The 23,440-nt window shown below is 31.7% G+C and carries 15 protein-coding genes; 7 read left to right on the top strand and 8 right to left on the bottom strand.

Annotated features, from left to right (window positions below; translation table 11 throughout):
- Positions 1 to 268 precede the first annotated feature (268 nt).
- Positions 269 to 1,564, top strand: a complete 1,296-nt coding sequence (locus tag BED47_RS05190) for a polysaccharide deacetylase family protein (RefSeq protein WP_069032727.1) — start codon at positions 269 to 271, stop codon at positions 1,562 to 1,564.
- A gap of 84 nt (positions 1,565 to 1,648) precedes the next feature.
- Here BED47_RS05190 and BED47_RS05185 read toward each other — a convergent pair whose 3' ends face one another.
- Complete coding sequence (locus tag BED47_RS05185) at positions 1,649 to 2,215, bottom strand: GNAT family N-acetyltransferase (RefSeq protein ID WP_025569232.1); 567 nt, start codon at positions 2,213 to 2,215, stop codon at positions 1,649 to 1,651.
- A gap of 452 nt (positions 2,216 to 2,667) precedes the next feature.
- Here BED47_RS05185 and BED47_RS05180 point away from each other — a divergent pair, with 452 nt between their 5' ends.
- The 3 genes from BED47_RS05180 to BED47_RS05170 all read left to right on the top strand — a co-directional run bounded on the left by BED47_RS05180 (position 2,668) and on the right by BED47_RS05170 (position 6,337).
- Complete coding sequence (locus tag BED47_RS05180) at positions 2,668 to 3,153, top strand: RNA polymerase sigma factor (RefSeq protein ID WP_029715399.1); 486 nt, start codon at positions 2,668 to 2,670, stop codon at positions 3,151 to 3,153.
- A gap of 24 nt (positions 3,154 to 3,177) precedes the next feature.
- The gene (locus tag BED47_RS05175) at positions 3,178 to 4,050 is read left to right on the top strand and encodes a DUF3298 and DUF4163 domain-containing protein (protein WP_069032726.1); all 873 of its coding nucleotides are present in this window, start codon (positions 3,178 to 3,180) and stop codon (positions 4,048 to 4,050) included.
- A 241-nt stretch (positions 4,051 to 4,291) separates the two neighbouring features.
- The gene (locus BED47_RS05170; protein ID WP_069032725.1) at positions 4,292 to 6,337 is read left to right on the top strand and encodes an acyltransferase family protein; all 2,046 of its coding nucleotides are present in this window, start codon (positions 4,292 to 4,294) and stop codon (positions 6,335 to 6,337) included.
- A 715-nt stretch (positions 6,338 to 7,052) separates the two neighbouring features.
- Here BED47_RS05170 and BED47_RS24335 read toward each other — a convergent pair.
- Entirely contained in the window at positions 7,053 to 11,207 is a 4,155-nt protein-coding gene (locus BED47_RS24335) for a S8 family serine peptidase (RefSeq protein WP_069032724.1), read from the bottom strand.
- 374 nt (positions 11,208 to 11,581) lie between these two features.
- Between BED47_RS24335 and BED47_RS05160 the strand changes: the two genes are divergently transcribed.
- On the top strand, positions 11,582 to 12,802 hold the full coding sequence (locus BED47_RS05160; protein WP_069032723.1) for a helix-turn-helix domain-containing protein: 1,221 nt from the start codon (positions 11,582 to 11,584) through the stop codon (positions 12,800 to 12,802).
- A gap of 52 nt (positions 12,803 to 12,854) precedes the next feature.
- On the opposite strand, the gene BED47_RS05155 is transcribed toward BED47_RS05160, so the two are convergent.
- The 6 genes from BED47_RS05155 to BED47_RS05130 all read right to left on the bottom strand — a co-directional run bounded on the left by BED47_RS05155 (position 12,855) and on the right by BED47_RS05130 (position 20,962).
- Positions 12,855 to 13,634, bottom strand: a complete 780-nt coding sequence (locus tag BED47_RS05155) for a M15 family metallopeptidase (RefSeq protein ID WP_069032792.1) — start codon at positions 13,632 to 13,634, stop codon at positions 12,855 to 12,857.
- A 675-nt stretch (positions 13,635 to 14,309) separates the two neighbouring features.
- The gene (locus BED47_RS05150) at positions 14,310 to 15,884 is read right to left on the bottom strand and encodes a SagB family peptide dehydrogenase (RefSeq protein WP_025568690.1); all 1,575 of its coding nucleotides are present in this window, start codon (positions 15,882 to 15,884) and stop codon (positions 14,310 to 14,312) included.
- A gap of 25 nt (positions 15,885 to 15,909) precedes the next feature.
- Complete coding sequence (locus BED47_RS05145) at positions 15,910 to 17,853, bottom strand: TOMM precursor leader peptide-binding protein (protein WP_025568688.1); 1,944 nt, start codon at positions 17,851 to 17,853, stop codon at positions 15,910 to 15,912.
- Positions 17,850 to 19,796, bottom strand: coding sequence for a putative thiazole-containing bacteriocin maturation protein (locus tag BED47_RS05140; protein WP_025568687.1), 1,947 nt, complete (start codon positions 19,794 to 19,796; stop codon positions 17,850 to 17,852). The genes BED47_RS05145 and BED47_RS05140 overlap by 4 nt, the downstream gene beginning before the upstream one ends.
- Positions 19,797 to 19,971: 175 nt before the next feature.
- The gene (locus BED47_RS05135) at positions 19,972 to 20,199 is read right to left on the bottom strand and encodes a heterocycloanthracin/sonorensin family bacteriocin (RefSeq protein ID WP_025568686.1); all 228 of its coding nucleotides are present in this window, start codon (positions 20,197 to 20,199) and stop codon (positions 19,972 to 19,974) included.
- 280 nt (positions 20,200 to 20,479) lie between these two features.
- Positions 20,480 to 20,962: a hypothetical protein gene (locus BED47_RS05130; protein WP_025568685.1), complete on the bottom strand. Its 483-nt coding sequence runs from the start codon at positions 20,960 to 20,962 to the stop codon at positions 20,480 to 20,482.
- Between the two features lie 386 nt (positions 20,963 to 21,348).
- Between BED47_RS05130 and BED47_RS05125 the strand changes: the two genes are divergently transcribed.
- Complete coding sequence (locus BED47_RS05125) at positions 21,349 to 22,782, top strand: BglG family transcription antiterminator (RefSeq protein ID WP_025568684.1); 1,434 nt, start codon at positions 21,349 to 21,351, stop codon at positions 22,780 to 22,782.
- Between the two features lie 34 nt (positions 22,783 to 22,816).
- A complete protein-coding gene (locus BED47_RS05120) occupies positions 22,817 to 23,383 on the top strand; it encodes an HD-GYP domain-containing protein (protein ID WP_025568683.1) in 567 nt (188 codons plus the stop codon).
- Positions 23,384 to 23,440 lie beyond the last annotated feature (57 nt).

Raw genomic sequence — 23,440 nt, 5'->3', positions numbered from 1 at the left:
AGGGACTAATTTCAAATCTTCAATTGACAATTTATTACAGTACTTTACAATTAAAATGTAAGGTAAATTTAATATTCGACACATTTTAATCGAATTAAAAAAACTGTCCTCAATAGGGATAATCTTTACTAATTATTTTCCTTTTAGATTAATATATTTTAAGAAAAACCGTTGAAATAGGTATGACAAAAGGTATATTTTTACGTCAGTCTTTAACGTTTAAGAATAAACGCAAATGAGTAATTTCTTTATAAGATCGGAGGAAGTTATGTCAATTTACAATGAAAAACTAATTGAGCTTTTATCAATCGAACAAAAATTCGATAAATCCTTTTTGCATATCAAACTATTATTTAATCAAGAAATAGAACTTCATTGGGAAATTGACAACGAAACGGCCAATCTTATGAAATCAAAAATTATTTTTGATGATAACTATAAGTTTAGCCTTTCTTTATGTAGTAATTTGGATGAAGATAAAAATCAGTTTACTAGTTTTGTAACTAAATCAAACAATAATGAGAGTGAAAAAATCTACTTTCCTTGTTCAGAAGAGTTTCATCTTCAACTTCACTCCATAAAAAATATGAAAGATCTTAGGATTTTAATAGATCTACCATATTTATCAATTAGTCGATCCAGTTCAAAAAAAGAAAAGAGTAATTCAAAACGTTATAAACTTTATGGTTGGCTTACTGTTGCTGCTATTAGTATTCTATCGATTAGTTTAATAGCTTATAAGAGTCAAACTTGTAAATCAGAATCTTTATTTTGCGGAAAAAAACCAGCAAAAGCTGAAAGTGTTTCAAAGGCACAAACGATAAAAACTCCAGCGAAACAAATAAAACCAAATCAGGATAAACAAGATCCAAATAAAACTGCTATTAAAAATGTATCTCAACCGAATGTGCACACAAATGAACCAGATGTTAGATATGCAATTAAGCAAGAACCTAATAAACCCGTTCAATCTATTTATCCGACTGTAAAATTAAACAATGTAGTTAGCTATAGTATCCCACAAGGTAGTGTAGCCATTACTTTTGATGACGGCCCCTCAAAGTATTCGAAGGAAATAGTAAATGTTTTAAAAAAATATAAAGTTGGCGCTACTTTTTTCTACATCGGAGATAACGTTGTAAGATATCCTGAAAATGTACAATATGCATATTCTAACGGGTACTCAGTTGGAAGCCACTCCATGCACCACGATGACTTCATAAAACTATCTTATAAAAATCAAGAAGATGATCTGGTTAGAACAAATAACTTAATAAAAAATATTACAAAACAAGAAACAACCCTTTTCAGACCACCATACGGTGCAAAAAACCAAGCAACTATTGAATTAATGCAAAAACATCAATTTAAAATGGTTTTATGGGATAAAGATACTGAAGATTGGAAGAACCGCAATACAAATACAATTATAAATTACGTTAAAAGCCACACTGAATCTGGAAGTATCATTCTACTTCACGAAACGAAACCTTCTTTAGATGCTTTACCACAAATTATTGAATATCTTCAATCAAAAAATTTAAAAATTGTTAGTTTAAATTAGAAAAGTAGTCGCTAATAGCGACTACTTTTTTATTCAAACGTTTGTTTAAACTTTAAACCATTTGCTTCTCTATTTTTCAAGCTATTATTTAGAGTAATACTTTTCATTCGTTAATTCAAAAGTATATGAATGTATATCTTCTTCATTAGTTGTTCCCCTATTTACCAAGCCTTTATTAATAAATTTATTTCTCTCTAAAATTTGGATTGATTTTTGATTTTCTGACTGAACAATTCCTTCAATGACTTGTAAATGAAGTGTATTAAATCCATATGCTAACACTGCTTTTAATGCCTCTTGCATGATTCCTTTTCCTTGAAGCTCTGGTGAAAGTTCATATCCAACTTCCCCTTTCGATTGCTCAACCGAAAAATTCCACAAGCAAATTGTACCGATTAATTGATCACTTTCTTTAAAAGTAATTCCCCAAAGAACCCAATCATTACGTTCAATTCCTTCATTAATCATTTTTATATATTGAAGTGCTTCATCTACTTCTTTTGCGATCGGTCTGTTAATATATTGGGACACTTTTTTATTTGAACGTAATGCAAATATTTCATATTGATCTTCATTATTCATTTGTCTTAAAACTAATCGGTTCGTGTTTATTTTTGGAAATGGGTTAAAACTATAGTGTTCTTTAATCATATATCCTCCAACTAAGTTAGTAAGATTAGTACAGTTTGCAGACTCTTATTTCTATTATCTATAATCTCAATATGTAAATAAATAGCTATTTTACCCACTTGATTCATTTGTACTATCAGCAATTTCAAATAAACCGACTATTAAAGAGCAAAATTTTAAGATTTTTTGCTTTTTTTGTTTTGGTTCTTTTTATGCTTTATAACGCCAGTTGCTTAGAACAGAAGTACTCCTTGGCTCTTTTTTTTGATTAATTGTCTATAGTTTGTTTACGAATAGGTATGCCATCTGTATACTACTAACTTAGGCCAAATTTCCATTAAACGGTTAGGCTAATTTTATAGTAAAAATTTCCTTAAATATTTTTTACTTTTTATAAAACTTTTTCGAATAGGTATACGTCTTTTATAATGTGTACCTTCTTAGATACGTATCTCAAAAAAGGAGCTCTTTAAATGAAGGGGAAGTCTAACTTAGAAAAGGAACTTGTAGATTTTATTATTAATAATAAAGATGATTTTTATCGGTTAGCTTATAGCTACGTTAAAAACTCAGAAGATGCGGTGGATATATTACAAGATTCTATTCATAAAGCCATTTCCTCAAAAGATAAATTAAAAAATGAACAATCTTTAAAAAGTTGGTTTTATAGAATTGTAGTAAATACATCATTAGATTTTTTAAGAAAACAAAAAAAAGTAACTGTAATGGATGAAGAAACGATTGAGTTATATTCTTCAGGACAGGATGATAATTATACAGATATTGATTTAGAAAGATCATTAGAATCTTTACCTACTAAATATCGGGCTGTAATTGTCCTCAGATATTTCGAAGACTTAAAGATTGAAGAAGTTGCTGAAATTTTACAGGAGAGTCCAAATACAATCAAAACTCGTTTATATAAAGCTTTAGAAATACTCCGGATTAAAATGAAATGAATTTATTTTTGGGAGGCCAATTAGTTGGATAAAAAATTAGAAAAATTAAGATCGGACTATAAAAATGTCCCTATCCCTGATAATTTGGACATTATTGTTAAAAAAGCAATTAAACGTTCCATACAAAAAAGATTCCCTCTAAAGTCAATTACAGGTTTTTTTACTGCTGCGCTATTTGTTTTATCAATTAATACTAGTTCGACTTTTGCAAAGACATTATCAAATGTTCCAATACTTGGAAATGTTGTTAATGTACTAACTTTTACTGAATATACTGTAGATGAGCCAACCTATAAGGCAGATTTAAAAGTCCCAGCCGTTAAAAATTTAAAAAATAAAGATTTAGAGCAAAGCTTAAACAAAAAATACTTAGAAGAAAATAAGAAGCTATATGATCAATTTATGAAAGAAACAGAATCTGTAAAAAAAGATTCTGGTGCACACTTAGGAATTGATAGTGGTTATGAAGTTAAAACAGATAATGAGGACATATTGTCGATTGAAAGATATGTTGTTAATACTGCTGCTTCTTCCTCAACAACTATGAAATTTGACACAATTGACAAGAAAAAGGAAATTTTATTGTCATTACCTATTCTTTTTAAAGATAAATCATATGTAAAAATAATTAGTGAAAACATTAAAGAACAAATGAAAGAGCAGATGAAAAAAGATGGAAGTAAGGTATACTGGATACCGGAGGCAAATCTTGACTATTCAATCGATCCTTTCGTAAGCATTAAAGACAATCAAAATTTTTATATAAATAAAGATCATAAGCTTGTTATTTCATTTGATAAATATGAAGTTGCCCCTGGTTATATGGGTGTTGTTGAATTTACAATTCCAACTGACGTTCTTTCAAAAGTTTTAGTTGGGCATCATTATATTAGATAACTTTTAAACAAACGAATAAAAGAGCCACTCTTAATTGATTAGATTTGGCTCTCTTTTAAAAATACTTTAACAAAAAGCCAAATATATAAAGAAGGCTGACATAAATAGTTAAATTAGGGGAAGGGGAAATTAGTAATGAACTTCGCGGTTCAGACGGTTAAGAAATTAAATTTTATAAAAGCTCAACATTTGTTCGAAAAAGAAATCGTTTATGAGGTGTTTAAACGAAGAGGTTCTGCTTATGTCTAATACTAATAAACCGTTTCGTTATATGGCTGGATTAGACGGGCTTAGAGCATTAGCAGTTTTATCGGTCATTGCATATCACTTAAATTTTCCTTGGGCTTCTGGTGGGTTCCTAGGTGTAACAGTATTCTTTGTACTCTCAGGTTATTTGATTACTGATTTATTAATTGCCGAGTGGAGTACAAATCAAAGGATCGACTTAAAAAGTTTTTGGTACCGCCGCGCAAAAAGGCTTTTACCAGGAATGTTCACCTTACTACTAATCGTCATTGCATTTGTTTCATTATTCAAATCATCAATGATCGGAAATTTAAAACAAGATTCTGTAGCTGCAATATTTTATTACAGTAATTGGTGGTATATTTTCCATCATCTTTCGTACTTTGAGTCTTATGCAAATCCATCAATATTAAATCATTTTTGGTCGTTAGCAGTTGAAGAGCAATTTTATATTATTTGGCCAATTCTTACTTTATTAGGCTTAAAATATATTAAAAATAAAGATCGCCTATTTTTATATACAATAGTTGGTGCAATCATTTCTGCATTACTGATGGCTATATTATTCCATCCGGGTAGTGATCCTAGTAGGGTCTATTACGGTACTGATACGAGAGCTTTTTCTTTATTAATAGGAGCATCATTAGCATTAGTATGGCCTAGCCGAAAACTTACAAATAATGTTACAACCTCTGGAAAGATTTTAATTGATCTAGTTGGGATTACGGGTTTACTTATTTTTCTACTTATGGTCGGTAAAACAAATCAATATGATAGTTTCCTTTATCGCGGAGGAATGTTCCTATTGTCTATTTCTGCTGCAATGCTAATCGCAGCACTCGCTCACCCTACAAGTAAGATTGGTAGATTTCTAGCAATGAGACCGTTAAAATGGATCGGATTACGTTCATATGGAATCTATTTATGGCAGTACCCTGTAATTATTTTATTATCCCCTAAGGTTAACACTGGCGATATTTCACTTTTTAGAGCAATTTGTCAAATTACATTAATATTTGTTCTTGCAGCACTTTCCTATCACTATATTGAAGATCCAATTAGAAAAGGTAAACTAGGTATACTTTGGAAGAACTTCCTAGCAGGAAATATTAATTTAAAAGAATTCTTTTATAAACATATTGTTATCATAAGCACGTTTATTTTACTATCTGGTATCGCAAGCTTTGGACTATCTGTTCTTCCTGATGCCAAAGATGTAAAAGCAAGCTCAGAAATTGAATCAGTTCAATCCGTATCAAAGCAATCATCTGAAACTGTTAAAAACGATACTAAAAAACCTCCTTCAACAACTATAGTTGATCACGATAAACAGGTAACTAAGCCAATTCAGCAAAATGATGATGAAAAAACAGTAAATAATGAAGTAAAAACAGAAGAAAATAAAGATGTAAAAACAGAAAATAAAGATGAAAAGCCAGTTACTGACAATACAAATAAGCAAAATAATAATGGTCAAACAACTGAAGATTCTAAACTAGGTGTAAATAACAATCAAACTCCAAATACTAATAATAATAAACCTGCTGAAACGAATAAGCCGGTTGTTTCAAACAATAGTGTATTTATTATAGGAGATTCTATCGTTATTAATTCAATTCCTGAACTTAAAAAAACATATCCATCTCTTTCGGTTAATGCTAAAATTGGAAGACAATTTACTGAAGCATCTGCAATTATTCAACAAGCAAAAAGCACAAATTCGCTTGGGAGTACTGTTGTCATAGAGCTAGGTACAAACGGTCCGTTTACCGTAAAACAAATGTCTTCTCTTATAGAGTTAATTGGAAAAGATCGAAAAATTTTATTTGTTAACACGCGAGTACCTAGACCTTGGGAATCGTTTGTTAATAAAACTTTAAGGGAAGGTTCAAGTAAATACCCAAATACTAGAGTTGTAGACTGGTATAGTGCTAGCGCCAATCATAATTCATATTTTTCTCCGGATGGCGTTCATTTAAAACCAGATGGTGCAAAAGTATTTGCGTCATTACTAATAAATGCTATTGAATCTTGGAAGTAACGCCGGTTGAATTAGAAACATGGTAAAAGAACACAAGTCAAACTTGAAGTGCACCCCGAATGTTAGGGGTGCATTTTTTTATAACTAAATTTAAATAATCTAATTAAAACAGAGAAAAGCCACAAGGTAAATTCCTTGTGGCTTTCACGCTGTTGAAAAACAACCTTCAATTAAATTACCAAATTTTCGTAAAGGGGTAGAGTGATGTTGATTTCCACTACAGGATGCTCGCTTTCCATGGGGCGAGACCTGAGCCTCCTCGGCAAGCCTGCGGGGTCTCAGCCTTCCCGCTAATCCCATAGGAGTCGAGCATCCCTCCGTTCCAATCAACTTATTCATAAAAAAAAGTCTGCAATAAATTCTAATCAAGAAGCCTTTACTTAGAGTTATCTAACAGTTGTTTACAAATCAGTTTGTAGGTCGATTTATATCGAATATTAATTAAACTAAACAAATCAATTGAACTTATTTTTCTAAAAATTAGCTCTTAATTTTTTACTTCTGAAAAAATCTTTTTTAGTGTTATTGGAATCATAAAATTGATCAAACATATTAACATTTAAATACATTAAAAGATCATCCAAAAAATGATAACTTCTTCATTAATATATGTTCATTTAATGTACGTTTTCTCTATTGACCATTTTATATTTCAACATTCTAAAAGCCACAAGGTAAATTCCTTGTGGCTTTTTATCGGAAAAGTTCTTGCACTCTAGTTAAATTTCTTTTTTAATTCTTCTAACGTTAATTTACCTGCTTTTTCAACTGGTTTAATAGATGTTGGGAAAAATGGATTTGTTGTCATGAAGTTCTTTTCAACATAATTGAAGTCCTGGATATCAACTACTCTATCTTTATTTAGATCTTCCTTCAACTTATCGCCAGTTTCCTGAGCTTTATTTGCAATAAGCTTTGCATCATAAATATCGATTACATTATCACCATTAATATCTCCTGCTGCTGCAGTATCAGTATAAGCGAAATAGTCTATACCTTGGACCTTTCCATCTATTAATTTACTTAATTTAATTTTTCTACTATATTGATAGTGTCCTGGAATGTTAACTACGAATGTATAATCATCCTCAGTTGCTGGAATATCAAAGATCGTCATATAGCCATTTTCTGAAATATCCGCTTTATATTGTTTACCGTTTTTATCTACAACATATGCTTTTACACCTAACGTCGAATAATCTAAATCGTAGTTATAAAAGTTAACTGCTTCACCGTGGAAATACCCTTCTAAAACTGAATGTTGGGCGACGAATTTAAAGCGATTAGCATATGTCGGTAACGTAACCTTATTACCTTCATTTGTTTGATATGTTGACTCTTGATAATAAAAGCCGCTTTCCCTCATATAGTTAAGGTCGCTCACAACCTTTAAATTAATATCTAATAAATCAATATTCCCATTAATTTTTACTGGTAAATTCGTCTTTTTATCCTTAATATCAATTGAAAATGTTGTAATACTTGACCATGTATCCTCTGTTATTTGTGGTTTTCCAATGCGTATACTCCAATTATTTTTCTTCATTAACTCATCTAATTGTTTCGATTGCTTTACACTCATAACTTTATAATAGTTTGGTATATTTATTGTCACATTGGCACTTGTTAAGTCCTTTGCATTGTGAATCGTAAATGTACTTGTAAACTCTGAACCTAAAGTAACTTCCCTAGACTCTATATTAATTGTTGAATATCGGTCACCTTTATTCATAATCGTAAAATCTGGGAAAACTGGATTTCCTGCTGATGCATAATCATAAGTATAAATTGCTACGTTCGTAGGGTAATTTGCGTACTCTTCTGGTAATACACCAAATTTAAAGTCACCATTTTTAGTTGGGAAAAATTGTGCTGTCGGCCATGAAGAATCCTGATAAGCATAAACTGAGTTTGCTTCCTGAGTTAAATCATGTCCCCTACTTTTTAGATAATCAATTGTATCGTCGTATACATTCCCGTGGACCCAGTAAGCTTTGTAGTCTTTACCATCCATTGGGTTTGTTTCGGTTGTCAAATCTGCATCGGAAATTTCATTAATGCCTGTCTTTTTATCAAATACTACTTTTGGAGGTGTATTATCAATTACCATATCATTGTCTACTTTATAGGTTTTTCCATCTGCATCTGTACCAATATAAGAAACAATATATTTGCCCTCATCCAATGATTCATACTCTAAAGATAATGGCTTATTTGGATCACCTGTAAATAATTTTACATCACCTGAAAAGCCGTACATGATTAAGTAGTCTGTATCAACATTTGCACCATCTAAATCGAAAGTACCATACAGACCAATTGGTTTGCCAGATAGATCGCTAACAACGACATCGATTTTTTTCATTTCACTGTTTAATCTTATTGTAACTGGTGTAAAAGGTAGAATATCAGGATGGAAGTTACTTAAGTCACTTGTAATTGCATTTTTAAAGAAATCAACTTTTGCAAAGCCACTTGTCGTATATCTCACGTGGAATGGTATTTGGTACTCTTGTGTTTTTGATTCATTTTCTACATAAATATATCCTTCATATATGCCAAACTCAGCAGATTTTGGTATTGTTACTTTGGCATCTATATTGACACTCTCATTCCCATTAACAGTTACTTTTGAAGGTAAATCAAGTTTTACACTATTTTTACTAGCATCCTTTGAAACGTCATCGATCGTTAAAAATTCTACTCTTGTATGATATGTTTCATTATTATTACTTAAATTTTTAATACTAATTGATGTTGTTCGATTTTGTTCCTCACTTGTTTGTGTAATACTTCCGAAAGGTAATGAACCTGATACATCATCAATTTGCTTTTTAAACCCATTTTCATCTAATGTGTACGTTTTATTTTGTACTTCTACTAAAGTCGTGTTATGAACTGCCTCATAAGCATCTACTCGTCCAGCTCCAACTTCGTTTACATTATATGTTCTTCCTTTTAATGGATCCGCTGTATTCATAAGTGCTGCTTTTACATCGGCAACAGTATATTCTGGATGAGATTGTAGTAATAATGCAGCTACACCCGCAACATGCGGTGTAGCCATTGAAGTTCCATCCATACTCGCGTAACTAGTGGTGTAATCCGTTTCTTCCCCAGGATTATTAATATATTCTGGCACCGTTGAGAAAATAGAAACTCCTGGTGCCACAACATCTGGTTTAATATCAAAATTATTACTTACAGGTCCTCTGGAACTAAAATCTGCTAAAACGTCACCAGATGTCATATTTGACTGTAAATCTGTCATTTTTAGTTTAACTTCCGGATTTTTATTGAGTTCATCAACAATGCTTTTCCCTTCCTCTTGACTCATTTTAAAGGTCGGTACATATCCAAAGTTTTCACCTAAGAAGAAAGGAATCTCTTCTTCTATATTGTTATAAATTAACACTGCTACTGCCCCTTTTTCATGAGCACGGCGTATTTTTTCATCAAAAGATAAAGTACCACGTGATATTAACGCCACTTTGCCACTTACATCTTTATTTACATAATCCTCTTTTGCACCGATTCCTACATCTACTACATTCAATTCTTTATCAAGAATACTTAAATAATCTTTTCCTAAACCGTGAGCCATTAACTCATTTTTAACTGAAACATCCCCTATACTCGTCTGTACAGTTGGTATATCTGTAGGAACATCGCTTGCTCCAACAGTAATAGCTAACGGTGATGAACCAGGAGAACCTAAGGACCCTGGCGTAGGACCTGCGTTACCTCCTGCTACAACGGGCACTACTCCTTGCAAAGCTGCATTATTAATCGCTACTGCTGTAGCATCTAAAGAATAATTATTACTATTTCCTAAAGAAAGATTAATCACATCCATGCCATCTTCTACAGCCTTTTCTATACCAGCAATAATCCAAGAATCATATCCTGAACCATAATGCCCTAAAACGCGATATGCATATAAATCAACATTTGGTGCAACGCCAGTCATCGCATAATCAACATTATTTCGTGGGTTTGATGCAATCGTACCTGCAACATGCGTTCCATGCTCAGTAACAAATGGACGACCATCAATTTCTGCCGGCTCACCAGAAGCAACAAGATCTGCAGGTGTAGACTCCATTGGATCCGAGTCATTATCTACAAAATCATAACCACCTTTATAAACATCCTTTAAATCCGGATGATTGTAATCAATACCCGTATCAAGAACTCCTACTTTAATCCCCTGTCCATTTATATCCTCGTTATGTAAACGATTCACACCCATAAGTGGTAAAGCTGGTGGAACGCTTTTATTTTTAGCAGAAGAATTAACAGAAAGCTCATTGATTGGTACACTAACTTTATTATCCTTCCATACTCGTTTCACAACACCTATTTGAAGAAGCAAATTTATTTGATCAGTCGGAATAGTCATTGCCACTCCATTAAATACATTTTCAAATGATTGTTTAATATGAAACTGATTTGTTTTCTCCTTAGCTTGCTGAGTTATTTCTACTTTTTCGTTTTTCTTATTCCATAATTCCGTTAATCGCTTTTTAAAGAATGCTTGTTCACCTTTAATTTTTTCTTTCTTACTTTTAGATAACTCTTTTAATTTCCCATTTTGACCATTTTCAATTGGTGAAGTTTTTAGTTCAACAATTATATTTGCAGTTTTATCTTTTAAAGATAATAAACTAGGGTCGATCACAAAACCTTCTTGAGGAGTTAAACGCTTAATCGATTGTCTTTGCTCATCTGTCAGTCCCTTTAAGATTGATTCAACAGAGTTCGAAGTTGCATAAGATTTTTTTTGAGGCATTAAATAAGATGTAAAAAAGCTTGTAGTTAATACACTTGTTACCATTACGTTTAGCATTTTCTTATTTCTAATCTTCATTTCGATGCGCTCCTTCTACTATATTAAGTTAAAAAACTAGCTCTAATTCATTCCTCCAATTAAAAAAATGATGTAAAATTAGAGTTAGAATAATTAGATAAATCTAATAATTTAATTGTAATTTAGCAATTTTTCGTGGTAAATGGGGGTTATTTCAGTCCAAATTTTTATTTATAATCCTATTTCGAAATTAATCATCATAACTTTTTAGAATTAAAGTCACATATTTTACTAAATTTATTGAATTATTGATTGTGTTTGAATAGAACGCCATTAAAATTCAATAGAAATTTTTATTATAAACTTGGGGGAATCGATGGTTTTCTACTGCTCAAACTATTAATAAAAAGGTTTACAAAAGGGAGAAATTTGTTATGTATGAGGGGAAAATCATAAAATATTATCGAGAAAAATCTCAGATGACACAGGAACAGTTAGGGAAAGGAATTTGTTCTAGTACGCATATTAGTAAAATAGAAAGATCTCAAACAGAATATGCAAATGAAATTATAGCCCTACTATCGGTTCGACTTGGAATAAAAATCGAAAATGAGATTTTAAAATTAAAAAATATTAAAATGCGTATAAATAGTTGGCAGCAGTCTATTGCAATGCAGCTAAATGACGAAATAGAAGAAATCAACTTAGAACTTGAGCAAGAAGAGTTAATTCAAATTTCAAATTATGTTAATCAATATAAATTACTTCGCATCAGATATTTATTAATGAAGAATTTAATGAATGAAGCAAAAGAACTCATTAATGAAATAAAAAAAATAAAGCACAAATTGTCGCCTTATGAAGTAAATCTTTTTAGACATGTTCAAGGTATTTATCACTTAACAAATCATGAACCTTTACTTGCCATTCAAGTTTTAAAGAAAATTAATAATGAAGAATATGCAAATGAGGAATATTATTATCACTTAGCTTCTGCTTACCATTCTAACGATTTACCTGTTATGGCTTACTTTTATGCTGATAAAGCCCGACAGTATTTCAAAAGTATTAATTCTTATCTTCGGGTTATCGACTCCGAAATGCTTATGCTTATACAAATTAAGGATAATGAAGAATTTTCAGAGACGATTAAAAGATTTGAAAACTTAATCCAAAGCTGCGAAATTTGTAGATCATCAGACCGAAAAGCAAGGGTATATCATAATTTAGCCTTTGAATATTATCGAAGAAAAAATTATGAGTTAGCAAAAAAATACTATTTTGAGTCTATGAAATTGAAGGATACCAATTCTATACCATATTTACTTTCCCTAGAAGGCTATATACGAAGTTCCTATTTTGGAGAACTATTACCTAAAGGCGAATTACTACAGTATGTAGGTAAAGGATTTGATATTGCTTCCAAAAAAAATGACAAACTTTTTATCAATTTATTCATCTTATTAGACTTTTTAATCTTAGAAAAAGAACAAGAATACCACCAATTTTTGGCGGAGCATTCATTACCATTTTTTAAAAAACTAGGATTCGCTTATCTAATCAAACATTCGGAAAAAGAATTGTTTAACTATTATTTTAAACGCAAACAAACCCGTAAAGCACTAGGTATGGCAAATACTTTAATCAATCAGTAATAGATAGTAAAAGGCATGTCTCATATTAATGGGACATGCCTTTTTGTTATTATTATTTTTTAGCTGGCATCGCTTCTTCAAGTGCAAGATGATTCGTATATAAATAAGTAGCGTAATCTTTACCAACATATCGAATATGCCATGGTTCATAGTGATATTTTGTTATATCTACTTTATCTTCTGGGTAACGAATAATAAAGCCGTATTCATGTGCATGCTCTGCTAGCCATGTTCCTTCAGGTGTTTTGGCAAAACCTACTTCTAAAGCATTACCAAATGCCGGTGATGAAACATCTATCGCTAGTCCAGTTTGATGTTCACTCGTTCCTGGGTATGCACTGAATGCCTTAGTCCACGCCTCACCGTGTACAGAAATATAATTATTGTATAAAGCAACTTGTCGATCATACGAACGGTATCCAGAAATTGCTGTTAATGTATAGCCATCCGCAGCTGCACCAGCAAATAACTTCTCTAATGCATGTCCAGCTTCACTTCTCATTCTAGTTTTTTCTTTTACTGCCCCATTTAGTGGTATTGATGGATAGATAAGATCGTTAGGTTCATAACCATCTGGTAACTTTCGATCTTTATTAACTAAAACTAAATTTGAATCAACGTTTAACACTTCTAATAATCCAGATTCGTCTTCTTTTGTAGTTTTATAATAATCTGGAAAATTTAGTACAATGTCATTTTTAACCTTAGCATCCTTTTTAATCACAATCGTTTTAGGTTCTTTGTTTTGTTCATAAAGAGTACCTGCAACTCCAGCTACTAAAACTAAGGAAATTGCGATCCCTATAATTGGTTTTTTTCTACGATTTTTCATAGCTCTGGACAATGGTTTTCTCCTCCTATAATTTCTATACCTTTTATCGTTTTTTTAATTGTTTGTTTGTCGTAAGTATTTGATAGATGATTAATAAAGTTATTTTTTATTCTAGTATCGTCACGAATTCTTTTAATCAAACTACTAATAATCAACGTTTAAGATTAAACAAAAGCTAACGAGAAAAATAGTTAAATTTGTTTTACTAAAAATAGACGATTTAATTATACAAAAAGTTTTATAATCTGACATTTTTTTTAATTATATGTTATGTTAATAAATAGTATTTAAAACAACTTTAAAGTTTTTTTAATATAATTTAATAAAGTATAATCTTTAGGAGAATATTCACTAAAAAGACTGATTCATCTAAGAATTTACACACTGAAGTATAAAATAATAAACCTTCTTTTCGGAAGGTTTTTTTATATTTAAATAACAACAAAATTAATTATACTATATAATTTTAAGTCAAAAGTACTATTCATTCTAATTTCCGAGACTTTTGTATGTCGAATAAATGTCGATTGAGTATTTAACCCATGCCACTATTGGGTTTTGTGGATTCAATTTGCTTAATTACACCGTCAAATAAATATGTTATAAACTGGAACAAAAAAAAACAAGAATACCCAGAAAGTATTCTTGTTTTTAATTTAAACTTTTTAAGTTTTATTAACTATGCAAATTTCCTTTTAACCAAGGCCGATTCCGATAATGACCTATTGGAATTTGAATTAAACTTGTTTTTCCTATTTCGTCTAATTGATATAGCTCATCGCATAATTTCACATTATATCCAAGTAGTGGATGCCCACCTAATCCTAATGCTGATGCAGCTATTAGTAAACGTTGAACCATTATGCCAGCTTCCATCTGTTGGATTCGATAGCCTCTATAACTATGAGTCGATTTTATATGCTCCATATTTCCCACTACATGTATACAAATTGGTACTTGGAATAAATTAACGGTATGGGCATTCATTCCATATTGGAGTTGCATACGATGATCGCCTAATTTAGTTTGTACTAGCGTATGGGTATGATCATCATAATAATAAGCACCATTGTTAATGCCTTCAACGTTATACAAACATAAATATAATTTTGGACGGTTATTATTATTTTTAAAGGATCCATCTAAATCATTTATATATGAGAAGGATGCTGTTGCCTCTTTCAGTAGTGTTGCTAGGTTTTTTTGACTAATAGGTCGAAAAACAAAGTCAAGTTCAGGTGAAAACCGTTCTTTACATATAGTAGCTAAATCATAAGATAGACGACCCACTTTAGGTAATATTATTCGATTCCTTTCATCTAAATCATCAACAGCTTCATCAACATTTCTAAATGTTTGAGTCGATTCAATCATCGATACTTTATTCAGTTTAATTAGCATCGGGAACTCTTTAATCTTTTTCGATTTTACTAAATATTTATGAGAAACTGTTTGAAGCTCTTTACTTAAATCGATAGAATTGTAATGTTTACTTTTTACATTACCTTTTGAAATTAAGGTAGATTCTTCATTAGAAAGTGGAATGACTCCATATACACTTTCCTCACGTTCGTTTATGCCGATTAAATGGTTGATCGCTTGATCTAGAAACTGGTAATATACTCCCGCTTTAAACCCAAATCGTTTTGCCATCTCTATAATCTGACCAATTAGCACACCGCAATCTAACCCTTGAAGGCGATATGAAAAGTTATTGTATTTAAAGAAATTTTTCCAAAACATTGTTGAAATAAAAATAGTACCAAAACACTTTGGAAGATCACATCTATTTCCTAAAGCTCTTGATACATAAGAATCAAAATTTCCTTCTCTTAATAATACTAAGCAATGTCTAGCAACATCATAATGATAAATCCCTGAAGAGATTTGGTCAGACTTAAGATATAAATATATTTCATTCGGATACAGTCCTCCACCAGAAGGGATGAATCTTCGGTTTGAAGACATCATATTAACCATTTCGTTGGAACCGGAAGTTATTGCTGTTTGAGCAACCTGTGCTACTCCATATACATACCATAGAAAGTAGCCTATTTCGTCTAAATTCGGCTCAATTAAGTCCCTTTTTTCTTTTAATGATAATGGAACGTTAAGAGAAAGTGGAATAGTAGGTAAATCTTTATAAAGCTTATAAGTTAGTGGGGCATCCTCCCAATCTACTTCCCAATCCGATTGATTTGTCTTTTCAATATCAAAATGAAGATTGTGTAGAAATGTTTGTAAACTCATCCAAAATGACCTCCTAGAACACCACTTATGGGAATGGGTGCGGATATGGATTGAGCTGCTCCGGCTTTAGCGGCTTCTTCGTATAGCCCAATTTAACAGGAACTTTTAACACTCGATCAAGTCCATTCAATCGTTTTAGATGATTGCCGAATGTCATAGGCAACATTCCTGGAATTAAGACTTTTACACAAGATAATCCATTTCTTTTGATTTCAGGAGTAGTTTGATCGACTACAATCACATCAAGATTTAATTGTTTAAATACTTGTAGAATATCCTTTAGATCATTCGTCAAATCCAGATGGTTTGTATCCCACTTAAATTCTTCTTCAAAAGTCTTTAATGGGCGGTTATCATCTAATAAAAACTTCAGACGTTCCTCTGCTTGACGCAACCCATATAACATTCCATGATCATCCATTTGTTTAACGAGATTATTGTCTAAAAGCATTTTCATATTTTTAGCATAATTTTCTTCAAACTTTTTATCTAATGTTAGCATCATTCCAGCTAATTCATGTACTGCGCTTTTAACTGCCCGAACCGGATCAAGATGAGCACCTGCTGCACAAATAAGATTTAAACCATGTTCTTTACGGTTTTTTGCAATAGCAACGATACTTGGAATCCCATTCTCCATCGTCGAATTAAATAAGTGAAGATCGTATCCGCCAACCAAACGCATGCGCTCAATCATTAAATCGAGTTCTTGATCCTTAGCCGATTTTGGATCAAGTCGAGGAAGGGGCAACTGAGCATACCAAGTCATTAAGAATGAATCCCGTTCAACAATTTCCAAAATACCGTAGAATATAGCTTCTTCTAAACTGCCTCCTAATGCACATCCATTGGAAGTTTCATACACAAAACCGTGTCCACATCCTAGACTATAGTATGAAAGCAACTCTGGTACAAGAATAGGCTCTTCCTTCATAAATGAATAGCCCCATACCCAATCAATCTTCCGTTTAGGATTAAACTTCTTAAATGGAAAACGCGGCAGAGCATATTGCTCATTCGAATGAGTACCGACAATTTCAGGATTAATTGCATAATCTTTTACGTTATTATAACTATCATGTACGACCGTTTTTTTCCCTCTTGGAGTGAGGCCGCAATACCTTTCTAACCCTTCCAAAATGGCAGTTAATTCACTAGATTCATATGAAAGTGTACGTCCCGCTGTTCCTTCATCCCCTTGGAGTAACGGTAGGTTTACGACTACATCTGCAAATGGCGTGGTTAGATCAAATGCCTTTCCATTTAAAAATCCAGTCTTTTGACCTAAATAGTCATTAACTAACACTTTTTTTAATTCATCCATTGAGCGACTACGATAGCTAGTTGGAGAAACTTTCATACTAGGCTCAAGTGAGATAATAGCAGAATCAGAAGTATCGTCTTCTAATTCACCACAAATTGGACATAAAGGATTCGGTAAAAAAAAGTGATTAGAGCTCTTGAGTGTTTTCATATTTAATAAAAAAATTCGTTCCTCTAGACGAGTTTCTTTACCATTCATAAATTTTTCTACTTCAGCTGAAATTAAGTAAGCCATTTGTAAAAGTCCCGTTCTTGTACCCCATACATCATCCGATACTCCATCACCTTCTACTAACTGATAATCTATTTCTAGCATTTCTCTGCGCTCTCTACCAGCCATTAAACGTCTAAAATCGGCACACTTTATACATCCTTTTTGACCTGGATGTACTAAAGGTCCGATTACACCCTCCCCAAATGATACACAAGCACGTAGCCATGGAACTGTTCCGATCCTTAACTTTTCATCAGCTTTTTCATAAATCTTAGGGTTCCATGCATCATCCAAAATAAGTATTAAACTAGTATCCTCGGAAACCGGAGACTCTAAATCTTTCTGTTGAACTACTTTATATTTATTTAAAAGAATTTCGGATGTGTACTTACTTAATAATCCCTCTCCAAAAATGGTAACCGTTGAATTCAAGTTGAGCTCACCTCTCTTAACAAGACACCATAAACTCCCGCTAGTTCATCTACATTAATCGATTCAAGCATAAACTCCAATGTTTGTAATTCCATATTTTTCTGTTTTAAAATATCTATAGCCGCGATTAATAAATCAGTATGTTGAGCACGATTAGATTGAGGAATAATCATTTCGGGTATTTGCTTTTCTTCCACTATAACTAACGAACTTTGAATAGCTGTTGATGCAATTAATTGAATCTTATTTTGTGACTCCTTTAGAACTTGTTTTAGTGCATCTTGTAAGGCCATTGTTATATTTAATCCAACACTTCTATACCAGCCTTTTTCTGTACCAACCCAGACTACTGGAAAGCCACATATCTCTTTTCCTAATGCTATTTTTGGAGATTCATGTATTGTATTTAATGTTTGTAAATAAAATTGAGCACAATTATCTTCAATTTTTATCGCTTTAATTTCTTGAATATGATTTTTATGATCACTCGTTTGTTTATTAAGCTCTTCAGACAAATATTTTTGTAGTGCTCTACAAATACTTTCTGAAAAAGTTTGACCAGTAGCGATTGCGATGTATTCCCCAGGTTCAATACACTCTACAACATCAGACTCAGAATTCTTAATAAGTTGACTCGCTATTTGAGATACATACATTTCAACTCCAGTAAGTCCCGCCTCTCTTCGTGCTTCTTCATGAGTTAATTCAGTACAAATCGTACTCGTTAATAGTTTTACTGGACCTTCTGTCAGAGGATCTACTACTTGTATCCGACATTGAGCTAATGGAAGTTGATTTAATTCGCCCTCATCCCAAACGTGAAATAATCCAGTTTCTTGTGAATTGAACTGCCCTAAGTAAGTTATTAACTTACTTAGATCTCCTCTAGGTTTGTTTTGCTCTAACTTTTCCTCAAAATTATGAACTATTTTAGCTTTCGCTTTTCCAGTCACTAGTGGATGAGGTGAGAATGAGTGCCAACTGCCCTCTAACGTCTCTTGGTTAATAATATAAACCTGATTATTCTTTTCTGTTTCTCGTGACTTTGTAATATCCTTAAATAACTCGAACACCATTATATTTGCCAACATTGCTGATGTCATCAAAGACAATGGTTGGTTGGTTCCTTCTTCACAGAGTATGTTTTGATGCACACTTCTCCATGCCGACTCGAAGCAAGCTTCAGAACTTGATGTCACTAGTGGCCCGGCCATACAAATCTTTTGCGAAGAAATTGCTGGGATAAATCTCTTTTTCTCTCTTTTACAAATCTCATTGAGCATTTTAAGTTCATAAACATGATCATCTTCTGATACATACAAAATCGAATCAAAAGTAGAAACAATCTCTTGTAATGAAAGCTTCTTTCTCTTAATTAATTCAACTTCGACTTCATGATCTGTCCTACGTGCGTTGTCTACAATTTCTTTTATTCGTTTTTTATCTGTATTTTCAGTATTCGTTATTAAAAGATGGAATTTCGCTAACCCCGACTCTAATAATGCTGAAACTAGCGAAGTGACAATTGTTCCAGAACCAATTGCCAATATCTTGGATTGACGATAAGTTTGAAAACGATAGGAACCAGAATCCCCAAAACAATTTAAAAACTCAATTTGACTCGCATACTTATTTAGAATATCTTCAGATAATTGATGTGGATGATCCTTACTTATGTCTCGTGCAAAACCATTTTTATATAAAGTCTCACCAATTTCATAAACTCGATCTCGGTATTGGTCTGGCAAACCATTTGTTAAACTTCCTATTGAGTGTTCACCGTTAAACATAGGAAGTAACTTTTCGATCCACTGATAAACAGAAGCACCTTCCATACGAAATGAACTTAAATTATTCCTAAAATAGACACCTCCATTCGAATCAGGTACAAAAAAAGTATCTCGATTAACCTTTAGCCGTGTAGATGGATTCAATTTTGACATCCTTTTCAACCCCTTCGATCCAGTGAGTTGTACATTGAATAGCATAAATACTTTCTTCATAATCCTATGTATTTTATGTATTCCTTATGTCATAACATAACTAGTAAAACCCCTACATAAATTAAGTAGGGGTTTATTGTCTAAATGGACAAATAGTTTTTATGAAACATTACAATTAACGGTGACAGCGACCGCAGTGACCGCAGCCTCCGCAACGGAAACAGCCTCCACAGCCTCCACATCCAAAGCAACCTCCACATCCAAAGCAACTAAAAAAAGGGAAAATACCAAAGCACATACGTACATCTTGAGTTTGATACTGATTATAATCCCATGGAACTACTTGACTTGATTGAAACTGTCCAACGTTTAATTCTTGAAGCTCTCTTTGAAAATCATACATTTTTATAACCTCCGACATAAAATTTGAAAGCGAATAAAAACATAACGTACTTATAAAAAATAAATACGATTCCCTAATTTGAATCTACTAAAACGCAGACTCTCAACAACAAAATATGTCGAGTGCTTGGGCATTGTTACCGATTCAATTGCCCAATTTATTACTCATTAGTAAAATTTTGAACTGATTGAAAGTGCAAAAAAACCTCACATCAAAAGTGAGGTTCTTTGTACGTCTTTCATTTTTTTCTATACTTTTTCATCATTAAAATCAGTATTCCTTAATCTTCATTAAGTTTAATGTTATTAAGGGGTGAATATGAAAATACATTCTTTTTAATTGCTTTTTTATTTCTCCTGATTTCTTTTCCAAAAATTAATTTCGCTGGCTTTATTTTAAGTACTTTGAATAGTATGAGGTATAGTAATAATAGAAAATCAAAAATGAAAAGTAAGTCCCCTATCATAAAAAACGAGAATATTGTATTGGAGATTTCTTCAGTTTGATCAAGAGTAGAAAATACAAACACAGCATATCTTTCATAAACCGTACAGATTAACAATATAAATCCAACCACTAATGAAGTAAAACTATAACCAATAGATCGTTCTCTTTTATTGAATTCTAAAAAGATTGGAAGTAAATATAGCAAAACAACAATAAAAATACTAAATAATAATCCTAATAAAGTAATTCGGCTATGTAACATAGACTGAACTAGCAAAAGTTTTCCTAGGATAAAAAAAAGTAACACGATCCCCATCAATTCCCTCCTCATCTCCCCATTTAGAGGAACAGCCATGATCACATCCGTTTACAAATTAAACGGATTCCTTTTCAAAATAAATTATAGCCTTGCTTATTAACGTTTCAAATACTCTTTTTTACCGTTTTGATAGGTAAAAACAGATAATATATAAAAATTCATGAGTAGATGTATGCCCTTCGGTAGATATAAGAAGATTGCAGATTAATAAATATTTATTACCGTTTTTAACGGTAAAAATAGTCATATGCATATTCATCATCTAAGTTTAAAATAATTTTGAAAACATTATCTCAACAACACTTTTTGTGATTGTTATCACAAAATTAGTTAGTTTATTTATGTTAGTAAAAATATTAATTTAGATCAAAGTAGGAGATGAGATGGATAAGGCGAGTATAAGAAGATTACACTTAATCGATATTTTAAGTAGTCAAGAAAAATGGTTCAAAACAGAGGAGCTTGCTAAAAATTTAAATTGCACTGAGAAAACAATTCGAACTGATATACAAATTATCAATTCCACATTCCCAGAAGGATGGCATATTGAAACGATAAAAGGAAAAGGTATTTATATAAATAATCCAATTAATTCATCGCTTGATCAAGTTCGTTCACTTTTTGTTAAGAATTCTTTATCGCTTCAGGTAATCATGTTTATTCTAATAAAAGAAATTGAACACATTAGTGATTTAGGAAAAGTCTTATATACGCATCACAATACTGTTTATAAAATTCTCGAACGAGTAGACAACTTATTGAAGTCGTATAATTTAATTTTGAAGCGTGCACCACTTGAAATTGTAGGTAATGAGTTTCAAAAAAGAATCTTATGCTGTGACGTATTGTATGGTCTATATTCCCATACTAATAAATGGCCTTATGATTCTCTATCGTTTTCTATTATAAAAAAAGTAGTGACAAAATCAGCAGAAAAAAATAATTTATTTTTATTTCCACCTACTCTAGATAAATATATTTATTATGTTGGTACGATGCTTCAAAGAATTGACCGAGATATACAATTGGATTTAAATCCTTCTAATAATATTAAGGATTCAAAGTTTTTTTCAGTTGCAACTGATATTTGCATACAGCTAGAAAATATTTATAAAGTATCAATTCCATTAAATGAACTAAACGCTCTTTCTATAATGATATCTGCATCCCCTTTTTTTTCTAGCGATAATGAACCTCAAGATAAAATTATAAATAGCTACCATAATAAATCAGAAAAACAATATATAGAATTACACGAGCTCGTTACGATGCTCGAAAAAAAGCTTAGTATAAAATTACATGATCATAATGATTTTATTCTCACTCTTCAAAAACAATTTAAAGCATTTTCCCTAATTCTTTTTTTAAACGGTAGATTTGAACGATCTTCTCTCATTTCCGAATACGTTAAAAAGCGTTATCCAGAGTTATTTTATAAAGTAAAAACTGTATTTCACAATTGGTGCAATTACTTTTCATACCCAGAAGTAAATAATGAAGTAATTGCTAAAATCACATTAAATATTCAAGCAATCATCATTAAATTATCATTAGTGAAAAAAAGGGTACTACTGTTATGTTCTGAAGGTTATGGTGTAAGACAGTATATAACAACTAAACTCATAAAAGAATTTAGAGATAAAATACAATTTGTTGAACTCCAAAACGGCGAACTGAGTCCTGAAACGATTAGTGAATTACGTTTGGACTTTATCATTGCTGATTTTCAAATTGATATCGATATTGTTCCAATTGCGGTAATTAGTTCTACTCTTTCACAACGCGATATTAATCATATCGCCCATTTATTAAAATAAATTTTATTTTGAATAAGCATTCAAAGGTGATTTTATGATAAAAGAAAGGTCAACATTCGTCACAAATGAGCTAGTTGAACTATTAAGGCAGCTTGATCATGATACTTTTTTACACGGGATGCGTGTAGGTGAATTATCTTATAAATTCAGTAGATATTTAGATCTCACTTTACGTCAAACCAATCAATTACATTTTATTGGTTATGTACATGATATTGGTAAGCTAAAAATACCAAATTCAATTGTTACAAAAAGAGGTCCTCTTACTGATTTCGAGTGGAATCTAATGAAGAATCACACAATTTATGGGCATGATTTATTAAAAAATTTATCATATCATAATGATATTTTAAATGCTGTACGTTATCATCACGAAAATATTGATGGGACCGGCTATGAAGGCTTATATAGTAACGAAATTGATTTTAATTCGAAAATAATTAGAATAGTTGATAGTTTTGATGCATTAACCCATGATCGTTCTTATAGAAAAAAATGTTCAATTGAAATATCGTTAAAAAAAATTCAAAAACTAAGTGGTACCGTTTATGACCAGGATTTAATAAAGGAATTCACCAAGTTTATTTGTAAACTGTATTAAGTAGTATTCAATAATGCTAATAATTTACACCTATTAATTGCTAGACCAGAATCTATT

Source organism: Gottfriedia luciferensis, assembly GCF_001712755.1.
In the GTDB taxonomy this organism is placed as follows: Bacteria; Bacillota; Bacilli; order Bacillales; family Bacillaceae_G; genus Gottfriedia; species Gottfriedia luciferensis_B.
The sequence above is the reverse complement of the archived record's forward strand: the minus strand, read 5'-3'. Positions and strand labels throughout refer to the sequence as shown.

What these genes read in the sequence shown, in the direction of transcription:
- BED47_RS05190 (WP_069032727.1), top strand. Translation starts at nt 269, where the DNA reads ATGTCAATTTACAATGAAAAACTAATTGAGCTTTTATCAATCGAACAA.
- BED47_RS05185 (WP_025569232.1), bottom strand. Translation starts at nt 2,215, where the DNA reads ATGATTAAAGAACACTATAGTTTTAACCCATTTCCAAAAATAAACACG.
- BED47_RS05180 (WP_029715399.1), top strand. Translation starts at nt 2,668, where the DNA reads ATGAAGGGGAAGTCTAACTTAGAAAAGGAACTTGTAGATTTTATTATT.
- BED47_RS05170 (WP_069032725.1), top strand. Translation starts at nt 4,292, where the DNA reads ATGTCTAATACTAATAAACCGTTTCGTTATATGGCTGGATTAGACGGG.
- BED47_RS24335 (WP_069032724.1), bottom strand. Translation starts at nt 11,207, where the DNA reads ATGAAGATTAGAAATAAGAAAATGCTAAACGTAATGGTAACAAGTGTA.
- BED47_RS05160 (WP_069032723.1), top strand. Translation starts at nt 11,582, where the DNA reads ATGTATGAGGGGAAAATCATAAAATATTATCGAGAAAAATCTCAGATG.
- BED47_RS05155 (WP_069032792.1), bottom strand. Translation starts at nt 13,634, where the DNA reads ATGAAAAATCGTAGAAAAAAACCAATTATAGGGATCGCAATTTCCTTA.
- BED47_RS05150 (WP_025568690.1), bottom strand. Translation starts at nt 15,884, where the DNA reads ATGAGTTTACAAACATTTCTACACAATCTTCATTTTGATATTGAAAAG.
- BED47_RS05140 (WP_025568687.1), bottom strand. Translation starts at nt 19,796, where the DNA reads ATGTCAAAATTGAATCCATCTACACGGCTAAAGGTTAATCGAGATACT.
- BED47_RS05135 (WP_025568686.1), bottom strand. Translation starts at nt 20,199, where the DNA reads ATGTATGATTTTCAAAGAGAGCTTCAAGAATTAAACGTTGGACAGTTT.
- BED47_RS05130 (WP_025568685.1), bottom strand. Translation starts at nt 20,962, where the DNA reads ATGGGGATCGTGTTACTTTTTTTTATCCTAGGAAAACTTTTGCTAGTT.
- BED47_RS05125 (WP_025568684.1), top strand. Translation starts at nt 21,349, where the DNA reads ATGGATAAGGCGAGTATAAGAAGATTACACTTAATCGATATTTTAAGT.
- BED47_RS05120 (WP_025568683.1), top strand. Translation starts at nt 22,817, where the DNA reads ATGATAAAAGAAAGGTCAACATTCGTCACAAATGAGCTAGTTGAACTA.